8 protein-coding genes are annotated in these 16,493 nt (G+C 33.2%); 7 read left to right on the forward strand and 1 reads right to left on the reverse strand.

The annotated features are described in order from the left end of the window. Window positions 1-92: 92 nt before the first annotated feature. Complete coding sequence (locus WOVOC_RS02985; RefSeq protein ID WP_014868749.1) at window positions 93-1,670, reverse strand: lysine--tRNA ligase; 1,578 nt, start codon at window positions 1,668-1,670, stop codon at window positions 93-95. A 64-nt stretch (window positions 1,671-1,734) separates the two neighbouring features. Between WOVOC_RS02985 and WOVOC_RS02990 the strand changes: the two genes are divergently transcribed. The 7 genes from WOVOC_RS02990 (at window position 1,735) to WOVOC_RS03020 (ending at window position 16,400) form a co-directional block, all read left to right on the forward strand. Next, a complete protein-coding gene (locus WOVOC_RS02990) occupies window positions 1,735-2,028 on the forward strand; it encodes a VirB3 family type IV secretion system protein (protein ID WP_014868750.1) in 294 nt (97 codons plus the stop codon). 9 nt (window positions 2,029-2,037) lie between these two features. After that, window positions 2,038-4,443, forward strand: a complete 2,406-nt coding sequence (locus WOVOC_RS02995) for a VirB4 family type IV secretion/conjugal transfer ATPase (protein WP_025264267.1) — start codon at window positions 2,038-2,040, stop codon at window positions 4,441-4,443. Next, the gene (locus WOVOC_RS03000) at window positions 4,436-6,985 is read left to right on the forward strand and encodes a TrbL/VirB6 family protein (RefSeq protein WP_025264268.1); all 2,550 of its coding nucleotides are present in this window, start codon (window positions 4,436-4,438) and stop codon (window positions 6,983-6,985) included. The genes WOVOC_RS02995 and WOVOC_RS03000 overlap by 8 nt, the downstream gene beginning before the upstream one ends. Further along, the gene (locus WOVOC_RS03005; RefSeq protein WP_025264269.1) at window positions 6,985-9,423 is read left to right on the forward strand and encodes a TrbL/VirB6 family protein; all 2,439 of its coding nucleotides are present in this window, start codon (window positions 6,985-6,987) and stop codon (window positions 9,421-9,423) included. Before WOVOC_RS03000 ends, WOVOC_RS03005 begins: the two co-directional genes overlap by 1 nt. Beyond that, window positions 9,423-12,389, forward strand: a complete 2,967-nt coding sequence (locus tag WOVOC_RS03010; RefSeq protein ID WP_081730862.1) for a TrbL/VirB6 family protein — start codon at window positions 9,423-9,425, stop codon at window positions 12,387-12,389. Before WOVOC_RS03005 ends, WOVOC_RS03010 begins: the two co-directional genes overlap by 1 nt. 160 nt (window positions 12,390-12,549) lie before the next feature. Continuing rightward, window positions 12,550-15,753: a TrbL/VirB6 family protein gene (locus WOVOC_RS03015; protein WP_025264271.1), complete on the forward strand. Its 3,204-nt coding sequence runs from the start codon at window positions 12,550-12,552 to the stop codon at window positions 15,751-15,753. Window positions 15,754-15,770: 17 nt separating this feature from the next. Continuing rightward, complete coding sequence (locus WOVOC_RS03020) at window positions 15,771-16,400, forward strand: WD_0853 family protein (protein WP_025264272.1); 630 nt, start codon at window positions 15,771-15,773, stop codon at window positions 16,398-16,400. Window positions 16,401-16,493: the final 93 nt, after the last annotated feature.

Consider the following 16,493-nt stretch of genomic DNA (forward strand, 5'->3'; position numbering starts at 1 on the left):
GTATCATGATAAGGAAATTGATCAAGGTTGTTGAATAATTTCTGCATTTAATTTTAAACTAAAAAGAGCTCGAAATGCAAAGAGGTCAAACTTTAAAGTGTACGTTTAATAGCAGTATCTATAAGAGAAATTGTATTACCTATCCCATAAAGCTTTATGAAAGATCCCATTCTTGGACCGGTTTTTTGGCCAAGTAACGTTCTATATAGCAACTGAAACCAATCGCGTAAATTACTATAATTATGCTTTTTTCCAATTGAAAAGACATGAGATTGAATTTCTTCAGCAGTAGTTATAATAGGTAGAGAATATAGGGCATTCTTTAAATCTAGTAAAGCTTCTTTCTCTTTTTCATTTGGAACTTTATATGCTTTTGCTGGCTTGATAAAGTCGTGATAATACTTAACCGCAAAGTCTGAAAGCCTGTCGAGCATTTTATCACTTTCTGGTGTAATATTCGATACATAAGCAGATATAAAACCCCAAAGAATCTCTTTATTTTCAGCATTACAAGCTGCTGCCAGGTTTAAAAGTAACGAGAAGTTTATACCTGAAATCCCTATGCTTGGAACATTGCCTTGGTGAATATGCCATACAGGACTATTCATATATTTTTCTTTATCCTCATTATATAACTTAACAAACTCCAGATATTTATCAGTTGACCTTGGTATAACATCGAAATGTAAACGTTTAGCCTTCTTTGGACTCTGAAAGATATACAATGCTAAACTCTCTGTTGGGGCATAAGTGAGCCACTCTTCAATTGAAATACCATTTCCTTTTGATTTTGATATTTTCTTTCCTTCTTTATCAAGAAAAAACTCGTAGGAAAACAGAAGTGGTGGCTTTTCTCGAAGAATTTCACATACTTGACTTGAAAGTACAGCAGATGAAACCAAATCTTTTCCATGAGCTTCATAATTGACTCCAAATGTAGCCCATCTCATTCCCCAATCCGGTTTCCATTGCAATTTACATCTGCCTTTTGTCACTGGAACCTCTATTTTTTCTCCATCTGTATCTTCATATGTGATTGTTCCTTTATTGGCATTCCTTTCAATTATTGGAACTTGTAAAACTCGAGAAGCTTTTGGACATATTGGTAAAAACGGACTATAGGTTTGTTGCCTTTCTTCTCGAAATGATGGAAGCATTACATCCATTACTTTGTCGTAATTCTTCAGCAAAAGTAAAAGTTTTTCATCGTAAACGCCAGATTTATAGCACTCTGTAGCACTTCTAAATTCATATTCAAAATTAAATAAATCAAGAAATTTACATAACAGTGAATTCATATGGTGGCCATAACTTTCGTGGGTGCCAAATGGGTCAGGTATCATCGTTAATGGCTTGTTTAAATGCTCTTTTAGCATCCCTTGATTCGGCACATTATCTGGTATTTTTCGCAAACCATCCATATCATCAGAAACTACAATAATCTTAGTCTTTATATCAGGAGCTATTTTCTTTAGTGCATTCGCAACAACTGTAGTACGAAAAACCTCCCCAAAAGTACCAATATGTGGCAAACCTGAAGGTCCATAGCCAGTTTCAAATATTATCCCCTTTTTATTAGGAAATCTTTGTAATATTTTTTCTGCTTCCTGAAATGGCCAGCTTATCATCATTGAATTCAAATTACTTATCTTACCTAAAGAGGTACTCATTTCAATAGATTTTTAATTAATGATATAGTATTAGTGTTGAAGCTATTAGTCAGAGGGTCAAAAAATGTCTACAGGTAGCATACAAACAAATCAATTGTTTAAAGGTCTTACAAGACCTGCGATGCTTTTCGGTGTGAGTTATATGTTTGCAATATTAAATGTTCTAATTTGCATGTTAATTTTTATTAATATAAATGATCTTAGAACTTTCTTGATGTTATTCGGAATACACGGACTTGGTTATATAGCTTCCGCAAAAGAACCGTTGTTTATTGAATTATTTATGGTAAAATTAGGAAAGTGCTCAAGATGTTTAAACCGTCTTTATCATGGAGCTAATTCTTACGATATTACTTAACGTTATACAATGCTGAGGTTTAGAGCTATTCAATCAAAGAATAAATCTATTCTAAACAGAGAAGTTCATACTGCTGAATTTATACCTTACTCTTACTATTGGAATAGTACAACCTTAGTAACAAAACAGAATTGGTTAGTTAAGTTTATAAAACTAAATGGCTTTGCGTTTGAAACAGCCGATGATGAAGATCTGGTAATACAGAACAATATTAGGAATCAAATGCTGAGAAGCATTTCGTCTCCAGCATTCGGTCTATATTTTCATACTATCAGACGTAAGAAAAATATCTTCTCTGATGAATCTGTAAATCAAAAATTGCCAAATTTTTTTGCTAATTACGTAAATCTAAAATGGAGAGAAAAACACTCAACAAGGCAATCATTTATTAACGATCTATATATTACAGTTATTCGTAGAACGGATACAAAAGGAGTAGAATTTTTATCACACTTACTGAAAAAATTCGGACATGTAACCTCAAAATATGCCTGGGAAAGCGACATGCGTGCTATTTATGAAGACTTAGAAGAAACAACAAATCGTGTAGTAACAAGCCTTAGAAATTACTCGCCTAAGGTTCTTGGAGTAAAAGAAACCCCAAACGGTTTATTTTGTGAAATAATGGAATTTCTATCTAGAATTGTAAATTGTGGCTTCATTACAAATACGCTTTTCCCTTTAAAAACCGAAATATCGAAATACTTACCAGTACATAGATTGTTTTTTGGCCATAAGACCATACAAGTTATAACTCACAACGAGAGCAAATATGCTGGAATAGTGAGTATCAAAGAATATGGTAATAATACCTCTGCAGGAATGCTTGATCACTTTTTACAACTTCCCTACGAGTTTATTATCACACAGTCTTTCCAATTCACAAACAGACAAATAGCAATTGCAAAAATGCAGATACAACAAAATCGGATGATACAATCCGAAGATAAAGCTATTTCTCAAATAGCAGAAATCTCTCATGCACTTGATGATGCAATGAGTGGTAAGATTGCGTTTGGCGAACATCACTTAACTATCTTATGTATAGAAAAAAACCCTAAATCATTAGACAATGCTTTGTCGCTGATAGAATCAGAGCTTTCTAACTGTGGTGTTTATCCTATCCGTGAAAGAGTTAACCTTGAACCAGCATTTTGGGCACAAATTCCTGGTAATTTCAATTATATAGTTAGAAAAGGTACAATAAGTAGTCTTAACTTAGCTGGCTTTGTATCTCAACATAATTATCCTACTGGTAATAAATTCAATAATCACTGGGGAGATGCTGTTACAGTTTTTGACACAACATCCGGTACACCATTTTTCTTTAATTTTCATATAAGAGATGTTGGGCATACTATGATAATTGGTCCAACTGGCTCTGGTAAAACTGTTTTAATGAATTTCTTATGTGCTCAAGCAATGAAATTTTCTCCAAGAATATTCTTCTTCGATAAAGATCATGGCGCAGAGATCTTCTTAAGAGCGCTTGGCGGTGTCTATACACTAATAGAACCAAGAACTAAGACAAATTTTAATCCTCTACAACTTGATGATACTACTGACAATAGAACATTTTTAATGGAGTGGATAAAATCTTTAATTTCAGTATACAATGATAAATTTACTTCAGAAGATATTACTCGAATTAATGATGCAATTGAAGGAAATTTTAAGTTGAGGAAAGAAGACAGATTCTTGAGAAATCTCGTACCATTTTTAGGCCTTGCAGGCCCTGGTACCTTAGCTGGGGCAATATCTATGTGGCACGGTAATGGTTCTCACGCTGCAATATTTGATAATAAAGAAGATTTACTAGATTTTTCAAAAGCAAGGGTATTTGGCTTCGGAATGACTAGCTTACTCAAAGATTCTGTTGCTCTTGGACCGGTTTTGATTTATTTGTTTCATAGGATCAGTATATCTCTTGATGGCACTCCATCTATTATTGTTCTTGATGAAGCGTGGGCATTAATAGATAATCCAGTCTTTGCACCTAAGATAAAAGACTGGTTAAAAGTGCTAAGGAAATCAAATGCTTTTGTGATTTTTGCCACTCAAAGTGTTGAAGATGCAAGCAAAAGTACCATTAGTGATACACTTGTACAACAAACAGCAACACAAATTTTTTTACCAAACTTAAAAGCCACTAGTGTCTATCGAGATGTCTTTATGCTAACTGAACGTGAATATATACTAATCAAGCATACAGATCCAAGTACTAGATTCTTTTTGGTGAAACAAGGAGCTAATGCTGTTGTAGCTAGAATAGACTTAAAAGACTTAGATGACATAGTCAATGTGTTATCCGGACGTGCAGAAAGTATTCTATTGTTACATGATATATTAAAAGAAGTCGGGAACGACCCGAAAAGATGGTTACCCATATTCTACCAGAGAGTAAAAAATGTTTAAGACCAAGCTGTCACTGCTACTGATCTTGATATTTTTACTGAATGTAGATTTTTTACTCTCATATCCAGCTTTTGGAGATATAGCAAGTGGCATTGATAGAACAGAATTTGTTAGCAGATTTAATTCTACTGGCAGTTTCAGTCGTGCCTCTAACCCTGATTGTGGAGCGTTTAAAACAGCCCCAGCACTTGCTGGGATAGCAATCGCTGTTGGTGCGATATTTACTGGCGTTGTCTTGACTGTCTCTTCTGCTGGATTATCTACTAGTCTTGTTATTGTTGGAATGATAGCTGCAATCGTTGGAGTTTGGAAAGCAATAGGAGGACTCGTTGTCTGTGAGCATAGTTTTGTTAGACACCCAGTTGCACGTGATCATGATGGAAAGTATAAGGATTTTACATTAAGAGACACAAGTTATAGCACATTCATAAATAAAAATTTTCAAACAGAAGATGAATATCTTTCTGCATTAAAAGGAGAATCTGGAAAAAATGCAAAACAGATAGAAAAAGAAATTTTAGACTTTGCTAACTGGGATATTGTTAATATTGATAGAGAACATTATTACTGGCCAAAAAATGGTGTGCAGTATAGTGAATATATAGAAGTATGTTATCGCAATCCTTTAACATTCGGTAATCTTTTTAAGAAGAATGACTTTGATTTCAGAGAGAAGGCCGGATACATAGATTTTGATGTTAGGGAAAAAGACACTGGATACGTAAATGGGTCGTGGTCACCAAAAGTTGATGGAGGACTAAAATGTAAAGTTCTCAAAGCTGGACAGAGCAAAACCATATATGGATCAACGTTCAAAGCAGTAAGAAAAACAGGTAGGCTATGTGTAGAGTTAGCTGAGGTTAACACACTTGGTATTAGAATAATCCCCTGGCCGCAAGGAGTTGATATAGGGTGCACGGAATTACCACCTGACCTAATTGCTCCTATGTGTGAGAAGTCCAAGATAAAATTTAGTATTGGCAATCCAATCCCTATTGGTTCCGATGAAGATTATAAAACTATTATAAGGAACAACGAAAAAGAGGGAAAAATCTTTATAGGTTACGATAACAAAGGTTGTTTTCAAGATTACGTTTCACAAGCTTGTTACAATCAGACGGGAAGTAAATCATTAGCTCCTATTCCTATAACTTCCATGGTAGTACAATGTATTAAGGAATCGTTAGATAACTTAGTTACAGGTAAAGGTATGCCAAATGGTGAGAACTTTATATCTTTGGCACAAAAAAGGCTAAAAAATACTGTAACTGCTGTTTTAGTTTTAGCTTTAATGCTGTTCTCTATAAAAGCCATATCCGGTGGAGTACGCAGTTCACAAGAAATATACATGTTGATCATTAAATTTGCTTTAGTGATCTACTTTACAACAGGTAGCACTATGTCTCATTATTATAAGGAGTTAACAAGGCTTTCAGATGGTTTGTCTGAGATAGTCTTAAAGGCATCATCTGAAAGTAAAAATATATGTAATTATAAAGCAGAAAAGTATGGAGAAGACATCTATCTTGCGTCCTGGGATAGACTTGATTGTAGAATTTTATTTTACTTAGGAGCACCTTTAGATGGAATTGCTGGGAAAATTGGTACTAGTGGTGCAGGAATATTGGCTATTTTACTTGGTTCTGCTCCTGTTTTATTAGTAGCAGGCTCAATAATCGGCATCATTTTTGCTGGCGGACAGATTTTAACAGCTCTTATCTGTATATTTATGGCCGTTATGATGATGATGGTTATTTTATGGATGTGCTATATATTTATTTTATCCCTTATTGCCTTAAGTGTAATCATCACTTTATCACCCTTGTTCATTCCTATGGTTCTATTCCAACACACTAAAGGATACTTTGATGGTTGGTTAAAGGAATTGATTACCTATAGCTTATACCCAGTTATGCTTTTCGCGTTTTTGTCCTTTATGTTCATAGTATGCGATAAAATCTATTTTAAAAATTTACATTTTGAAAGAGAAGAAATCACAGTGCTAAGCAATAAAAAACAGTGGTTTAAGTTAAAAGATGGAGAATGCAGTAAAAAAAACGAAACCACTCTTGCATGCATGATGCAAAACTACAGCTTTAAGAAGAGTAACATACTTGGTTTATTCGATTTTACATATATGGAGTTTAGCAGTTCTCTAATCGGAGAATTGTTTAAATTAGCTCTAATATTATTCCTATTTTATCACTTTTTAAATATTCTTCCTAATATGGCTGCAGAGCTCGCCGGCAATCCAAGGTCAGCACTTGGCTCTGGTACTACACCTGGAAAAATGATATCAAAAGCCCTCTCTGTAACTAAAGCTATTGTTGGAGCTATTAGCAAAGCTCAATCTGGAGGTACTGCTGAAGCTGCCAAGAAAGCTAAAAAAAGTATGGAGAGTATAAGGTTTTGTTCTGATGAACAAAACAGTAGTAGATCTACTCTCGCAAATACTGGTACTAGTACTACCAAAAATGTTGGAAAAGATATCATTGACACTGTAAAAGATGCCGCTCCTAGCGGTAGTGGTCAAAGTGAGTAATGGATAAACGTTTAAGTGATCAAAGCTTAGGACGGGCTATGCGTAAGTTTTTACTAATAGTAATATTCTTTTTGCTGTCTGGTTGCGAGGATCATTGTATTAAGCCAGAGAATTTATTAAACTTACGCGAAAAATTGGATGTAGTGTCAACACAACAAAAGTGGGTTGACTCTAACGTTCACATTTCAAGTAAGATAAAAATAACAGAAATTAGCATAGTCCCTAATAAAATCAGTTTTTGCCCGCAGTATGAAGATTTTGCAATAAGACCTGGAGTAAAAGAGGTTACGTTATCAAAATTTGCACTTAAAGCCGGAGATTCAATAAACTTTAGTGTTATTGGAAGTAAAGTATGTAAAGATAAGGAAAATAAGACAATTAGATATGTAAGCATTGATAAAAAATGCAGCAACAAAGAAAAGGAGTATTTTGCACGCATTTTAAACCAAGATGAATGTCAAATATGGGAGGATGAAGAAGGTCAGTACACAATATGCCCCAACAAATACATAATAGGCAACAAGATAGAATGGTTAGATGGAAAAGAGTACTGGGATCCAACTTTTTCAAAAGTAGATCAAGATGAGAGGAAAGAAAAAATTAAAAGCATTATTAACTCTATAAAAGGAGAAAATATAAACTGTAGTAGTCTTTCAGATAGACAAATAAGCAAAGTAGATACGCACATTTTAAATTTACTCTGTGGACGCATATGTAAATTTCCTTCTGGCAACAGGAACACAGATTGTGCATATATTGAATTCAATAGTATAGAAGGTGAGATATCTCAGTCTTATATTGAAGTGATTAGTAATTTTCTAAAAGAAAAACAAGTAAAAACTGACATTACACTTCTAAAAGTTCACATGGATGGTGAAAATTTTGAACATATTCCAAGTGGTGGTTTATGTACTAATTGTGATTATAAAATTAATAAGGACCATCAAACACCGAGTTTAACTTTCAGTTTATGTAGTAGAAACAATGAGAGCTGCTACGATAGAAATGACAAAGGTGGTTTTAACATAAGAGTAACAAAAGTTGCTAATCTAAAAAAGAGCTTATATATAAGAGTTTCTGATGAGTTTCCTAATAATAATCCCGGTGAAAATCAGGAAGATATATCTGTAGATATTAGCAAAGTTCATGATACTCAAGAAATGGAAAAATTGAAGAAAAAGTTAAAAGGCAAAAATGGTACCATATACTACGGAATAAAAGATCATGGTTGCAATTACGAGAAAAATGAAGGTCAGCTCAGCATCAAGCTAACAACTAAAGAGCCCCCTACAAGAACTTTTAGTGCAATATATAATTTTTTTGATGAGAAGATAAAAACCGCATTTTTCGGCCCCAGCTACAATGACTCTGATATAATCTACTCTGATACTAGTCCTATAAAGGTTCTTTACGATAGTTTTACAAAATCAAGCAAAACAAATACTATTAGGTCTACAATAATATCAGTGCTAATATTATATATAGTCCTGTATACTCTTTATTACCTTCTTGGCTTAACTCATGTTTCTATATATGAGTTTTTAATTGCATGTGTAAAGATAGGAATTATCACCCAGCTATTGCGAGATAATAGCTGGAATTTTTTCTATAATAACGCGTTCTCTATTTTTATTAACACTCCAAAACAGTTAATAGAAGTAGCAAATTTCAGAGGCACAATATCAAATGTTTTTGAGTTTCTCGATTTATCACTGAATAGATTTCTTTTACCAAATTCCATACTATTAATAGTATCCCTTATATTTTCTGGCCCTTTAGGCATTATAGCTTTTTGCTTGTTGATTTGGGGTTTAATAAAAGTAGCATTGTCTATTTTTAATGCCTTATTTTCTTTTGTTACATCTATGGCAACAGTTGCATTATTACTTTCTTTAGCACCTATCTTCATTATTTGTCTTTTGTTTACGTACACTAGACAGATGTTCTACAATTGGATCAAAAATTTAGCGAGATTTACAATCCACCCAGCAGTACTTTTAATTTTTATATCGTTGATGAGTCAAGCTATGGATCACATCATATATTCAATGTTTGATTTTGAAGCTTGTTCTATATGCATACTCAATATCAATCTAAGAATCTTTAACCCTTGTATTTTCCACGGGTACGTCTCTAAGCATACACCTAATATTGCTGCTATGATAACTTTTGTTATTTTGGGTTATGCAATGGAAGCTTTGATTGAAGCTTCTTCAAAAATATCTGACTCATTGTTTGGTGTTTATATAATGAATGAACCTGGAAAACAATATCAACAAAGCTTAATAGAAACAGTCGGATTAGGTAAAGAAAGTGCTCAAATACGAGCAGGAAGTGCTGCTCAACAGTTAAGTGCACCAATCAAAAGACCTGAAATACCGCAAGGAACTCGAAACTCAATACCTCAGACACCACAGTCTCCAGGGAAACCATCATAATGAGTAAAAGATCACTATTATTGGCAGTTTATTTTGCAATCACTGGCTGTACTATAGATTGCGTTGAGCCTGGATTACAGAGTAGAAATACTAGTGTTAATGTGGACGTTCCAGTTCATAAATCTAACAAAGGAGTTAAGATTCATTGGGTTGATTCTGGTCAAATAATTACTCAAGGCGAAAAAATCAAATTTACTCTTAGCGGATCAGTAAATTTTTGTCCTCTTAAAGAAGGTAAAAACCAAAAAAAAGTACTTGTACCTGCTGCATTTTGTGCTGACGATTCAATACCGAATTATAGTAGTGAATCAATTAATAATTCTGGCCTCGATGAACAAGAAGTATGTAAAAACGTAGGGTTTGGGAATAGTCAATTTTATAGCAAGAGGCGTTACGTTGATACTGGGATTAAAGTAAATCCCGGTGATAAGTTAAGCTTCAGCTTAGTTCCCAAAAAGATAACAATTAATTACATCAACAACCTAGAAGGAAAAGATATCAGTTTTGATGACAATTGCCACAAGACTCGAGAGGGAGATAAAAAAGCTATGATACAAGATCTCCTTAATGGAGGAACGTTCTTTTGTGGAAACGATGACAATAGGACTGAGATAAAATTTCCGCAGCTTAGCAAAGAAAGCTTTAAAAAAAGAACAGTGCTAGTCGGTAACGGTTACACTCCATACGATAACAAAGTACATTTTAATAGAGGCTATATCCAAGATGAAAGCCCATGGATAAATGGTGCATTGTTAGATTTAAGACGTGCTAAAATAGGACTGGACAAATTATGTAACGGGAAAGACTGTGACTTTAACAAAGTGAAAAACTACAGCTTTACTCAAATAGGGTTGAATCAACCGTGCACAGGAGAAAATTGTGATATTAATAAAATAAAAAAATACAACTCTTATAATCTCAACTGTTACTATCAGAATATATGCTATACTAAAGAAGGCATATTCAATTCTGATTTATACAAAAAAGGACATAAAAACTGTGTTTCCTCTATAAGATATCAAAAATATCACAAAAATAATCAATGTGATATATACTCTCATCTCAAAAGTGTCAAAGATAAGCTTAAGGAGGTTAAAAACAGGGAAAATTCTAAGCAGGTCGACATTATTGATTTTACACTAGATACTAAAGATATTTCCTGGGCTGAAGCTCTTGTTGTGAAAATAAATAACGCAGGTGATGTAAGTGCTCCTGAAAGCAAGCGTGATGATATGAAAGATACTGCTCAAGGTACTCAGTGTCTTCCAGAAAAAAAAGGAGCAAAAGGAGATAACGTATGTTCACAAATTAGTAATAATTTCGAGAATTTTTCTCTGAAATTAAATAATGACTATCTAGTAAATGATAATGTAGAACCTGGTAGTAATGTGATGCTCGCTATTGCAGATTATGGTCATTATTACCTTAATAGAGGAGGGTACCACGTTAAAACAACTAGGTCGTGTGAATATGCTGACGGTAAAAAACTGTATATTTATCTAGGTGATAACTTGCCAGAAAATATACCCACTACAAATAATGATAGCTTTAAGGAGGTGATAGGATTAACTTCAATAGAGGATAATATAAAATATTATGAAATAGATGGAAGTCACTTAAAAAATGACAAACCTAAAAAAATCTATTTTGGCATTGATGTAAGCAATGTAGAGAGAAGTGATATTATAGATAAAAATGGTAAATATTACGAAAATAACAAATACAGCGTGACCTTGTTTATCAAAAGAAAGATTAACGATTTTATTTCATCAAGTGTAAATAAAGTACTTAATTTTATAAAAAGAGAAGTGATTGGGGACAGTATTAAAGATTTATACAAAGGGTATGCGAAAGGTCTTTCTCAAGGAGTAAGAGTCTTACTTATTCTATATGTCATATTTACTGTTGTTGGTTATGTACTTGGAACAACACAGTTAAGTAAATTTGACTTCATTATAAGAATAATGAAGATAGCATTTATATCTTTTGCCTTTAGTGATAAGAGCTGGAAACTTTTTGGCACAACTTTATCCAAGTTTTTTGTGGACGGTAGCACTTATTTAGTTGCCAGTTTTTCTGGCCACATAGGGGAAAGTGGTAAAAATTTTGCATTTTTAGATTTGACAACAGGAGTATTATTCACAGGGGAAACTTGGTTGAAGTTTTTATCGCTAATGCTTGCTGGTCCTTTTGGCTTCATTGCTTTTTTGATAATACTCTATGCTAGTTTTGTGTCCTTAAAATGCATTATTAGTACTACATTTAGATATGTAATATCTACTTCTCTAGTAGCGTTTTTGATATCATTAACACCTTTATTTATCGTATTTATTTTATTTCAACAGACTAAATCTCTATTTGAGAACTGGATAAAAACGTTGGCCCATGTTGCAATACAGCCAGTCATTTTATTTTCATTTTTATCTATTCTGAATCAACTCCTATATTCAGTTTTATATAACCTCACAAACTTTTCTGCGTGCTATCAATGTTTAATTAGCATAAATTTCTTGTCATACGATCTTTGCATAATGAAATCGATACTACCTCTTGGATATAGTCCCAGTACTAGCATTGATGTTGCACTTGGTACCGGAGAAAGAATAGGTGGATACTTTGCAGCATTACCTATAGACCTAATCCAAGTGTTTATATATCTTATTATTGCTAGTGCAATGGAAGTTTTTGTCTCTGCATCAGAAACTATAGCACAAGCAATATTTGGTGCTGGTTGGGGAATTATGGGAAGCATTAGCACGGTTACTAGTAGCGCATCACAATCTATACTGTCAATTGTTGGACTTGATGACAAGACTCAGAACATAATACAGGAAATCAAACATAAAGTGGGTAAATATCGACCAGAAATTGAGTTTAAATCCAAGCAGTACGAATTGCAGCCTGCAGGCGAGAATAAACAATCAGATGCAACAAATGAAAAAGGAAAAAATGTACTAAAAAAATGAAGGAAGGTACAGAAAAAGAAGACAGAAACAAAAGAAATGATACTCAATGATCTGACAATAAAAAAGATTAAGAAGGAGAAGCATGGCTGCTACTATAGAGTAACTAATTGAAAAGATATCTTAAGTAAAGTTTATTTCTATATTCAGAAAAAATTTAGATATGCAGTTACGCTTAAGCAAATTTTGTTTTAGATTACTACTTCTTACAACTTATGCACTAATAACAAGTTGTGACAAGAACGATATGCCCTTTCCAAGGTGCATATCTGCTGACTATTTTGGTCCTGAACCTATTACAGTAAGCGCCCACTTTTTAGATGATCACGATGCTTTCATCCAAGAAAATGAAGAAGTTATTGACTATGATACTGGAGAATTCAATAATGGTCTTCACCCAAATCAAGTAGTAAAATGGAAAGATACAGGACTCGAGACCAACGGAGATGATTTAGTAGTGCGAGTTAATGGTGCATGGATATCTTGGAACAATAACAATAGAAAAGAATCTAAAGATAACTATAGCTTGCAAAAATTAGAGCAGTTGAAATACACAACTAAATTCGAAGGTGAGCAAGGTGATAATAGTTTACCTAGCTTTTATTTAGTTTGTAATGATTATAAATCTAGTATACAGAAATTTTCAAGTAATCATAACACAAATTGCACTGTAAATTGTAAGTGCGTTAATGAGGCTGATAGCAGAAATAAAGCGTTACGTGGTGCTCCATGTTGGTTTACTAACGGTCATGGTGCTTACTTTTTGTTTAGGAGATCTAATACAAATGCTAGTGGCAAGAAAGAATTCATAGATCCAAATCCTAATGATAACCTAGAATTAATGCGCAATCCTCAATCTCCCACTATACATTTAGGTTACGACTCCATAGCAGAAGACGGAAACGGACTTTTTACTTTAAAAAAAGGGGATAGAACTAAATTAAAGGATAGAAACTGTAATATGCTAGAATTAAAAAAGGGATGGAAAATATATGTAAAAATACTAGATAGATATTATTTAAATAATGCAGGTGGCTACTCTTTTGAATTTTTGAGCGGAGTGCAAAAAACAGGTGCCGTTGGATTATTTGATTACATTTATAATTATCTAAAATGTGCATTATTGATTAACGAAAATTGTGAAAAGCATTTTAACAGTAACGGTCCCACAGCTGCACAAGCTGTATTTCAGAATATAGCCGAAAAAAGCACTAGCTTTCACAATTTCGTTCTTTCCTTACTTGTGTTATTCATAATAATCTCGTCGCTTCTTTATCTTTTTGGCATGATACAGGAAACTAAGCATGATATTCTCATCAGAATAATGAAAATCACTTTAGTAATAGTGCTTGTATCTCCTGGAAGTTTTAGGTTTTTCTATGATCATTTTTTCGTTTTATTTGTTAAAAGCCTTGAACAGTTGATAAGTATAATCACTAATTTTGCTCCAAACATGAACACCGGAAATGTTACTCAGGAAGATGAAACTCATGTTAAATTGTTTAGTTTCATGGAGGACATGTTCAACAAGTTTTTTGCTTACTCTGTTTGGAAAAAGTTTGCAGCATTTTTCCATTATCAAATGTGGACAAGTATCATTATGATACCAGCCATTTTTATAGGAATCGTTTTATATTTCTTGCTATGTGTATATGCCTATATAATATTCCTTTTTGGTTTTGTAGGCATAGCTTTTTTTATAGCTATAATGCCACTGTTTCTGATTTCTATTTTCTTTTCACCGCTGAAAAGTCTATTTGAAGGTTGGGTAAAATTCTGTATCAGTTTCTGTTTACAATCAATCATGATATTTACCTTATTGTCATTACTAGCTTCAATTATAATGAATACCTTTTATAGACAACTAGGTTTCACTGTATGTTACAACAAGTGGTTCGAAGTAAAACTATGTGCTCCAAGATGGGTGCTCGGCGGTTTTTGTATCGTTGATAAGCAGTACTTTGGTTGGACTCCAGGGCAAATTTTTGTACCTTACTCTCTCGGAGAGACTGCTCCGTTGAAAGTAGATAAAGATATAGAGGGCATAGAAAAATTAAGTAGAGCAGCTGGTACAATAAAATTTACTGGCGGTGCTGGGTATATTCTTCTTCCACCAAATTATATCAAAAAAGGTTTCCGTTATATAGATTATCCTTTCTTCAACCCAGTCCCAGGTAATAAAAACAATCTAGCAGACCATTATATTGCAGAAAATGATATAGTGGTTGACAAGAATTGTAGTGCAAAAGATTTAGTACGTTTAACAAACAGTTTATCTCACGCATTAGAAAAGAACGATATCTTATTGTTAATTAAAAATATAGAAAAAAAAATAGGTAATATCGATGATGAAATTACAGAGCGCTACTGTCAATCTCAACAATATAAAGAAAAATGCGAAGACTATAAAAAAATAATAGAAGATTATAGAAAGGGAATTATTAGATCAAATTTTAAAAGCGAAATAAGATCTTTACTACAGAGTGTAGTGGAAAATCGAGGTTGTAGAGTACTGAAATTTCATGAATTATATATGGATCCTAACAGTAAATTCTGTCAGAAATGTAAAGATTGCGAGAATTGCAAAAATTATCGGGAAAATAGTGATTACCAAAGGGTAAAGGACATACAAAAGGGCTATCTAATCGATGTAAAAGAAATCTTTATATTATTCTTGCTTTCATTCTTAATGTTCTCCTTACGCGAGTTTGTACAACAGATGGGCTCAAGTATTGCTGGTGGTGGGTTCAGTGTTTATAATATATCTAGCATATATTCAGCATCACCTTTAGTTGGTGCAATAAATGGATTCAAACAACAGTGGCAAAATTTTGTTGGCGGAAAACTAGAGTCTCTAGGAAGTTGGGCTATTCATCTACCGGACAGATTAGCTGGAGGTACAGCTGATCTACTAGATAGAATACCAAGAGTTGGGAGTGTGCTAAAACATGCTATTGATGTGCCACGTAAACTTACAAGCGCTACTATTGAAGCAACAAAATTTGCAACATCGTCTGAAAATAATATTGATAAGCTCGAAGAAAAAATTTACAAGGCATTTGGAGTTGATAAAGAAGATATTATACACAGAAGAATTGGTAGATATTTAGACTATTACAAAGGATATATGGGGTCACATTTGGGCTATACAATGGAAAGTGCCATGAAATTTAATTGGAAGCATAGTGTTGATTCTATAGGAAAACGTAGCTATAATCATAATCTACTCTATAGAACAAAATCGCACAGGCGAGAGTTCTTAGAAAAACTTCATGATTACACCATAGGACACAAAAGAAAGCCAGAAAAATATAAGGATGAAGGTGATAACAGTCAGTCCAGTATACCAGAAGATGAATCTATATAAAAAAAATGAGAACACCGATGAAAACTAGTAAAAAAAATTTCAAAGGTTTTGGTTATTACAAACTATACCAGGATAAAAATGGTAACATAAAGTTAAATGACTATGATGACATTCTAAATGTCCGTAGAGCAAAAGTAGATTTATTACTAGATAATATCAAACAGGATGATATTAATCTTTCAAAGCTCAATAAAGTTCTTAGTGAGGAACTCGTAGATAATAAAGAATTACTGTCTGAATTTGATAACGAGGATCAAGAAGTTGTACAAGAAGAACTTAAAGTGTTTGATGTTTTAGACAGTCTTGATGATCTTACAAACATTAGAAGCAAAGATTTACTTGAAGTCAGTTTACTACTGTCAGATCTTAGTTTCATAGAAAGAAATATTGTACTAAATCCTAGCCAGGATTCTGATCTAGCAGAACTTAAGAAACTCTTTATTGAAAAAAAAGAATCTGGTAAAGAGTATAGTGATGAAGAATGTAAAAATTTTCTCGATACCACAGATAAAATCAATACTATAATTAAACTAGAGTTAGAAAGCAGAATTGAAGAGCTAGCCCATGATAAAACAAATGACTACAATGGCTTACAGGATGAAATTGGTCATTCAATAATAGATACAACAAATAAATCAAAAAAGTAATTAAGTCTTGAACTCATGTTTACAATTTTCTTCCTGATCAAATTGTCAAAGCTATATTGACATTAATTACATATCATTAAATAATTAGTTATT

Source organism: Wolbachia endosymbiont of Onchocerca volvulus str. Cameroon (assembly GCF_000530755.1).
GTDB lineage: Bacteria > Pseudomonadota > Alphaproteobacteria > Rickettsiales > Anaplasmataceae > Wolbachia.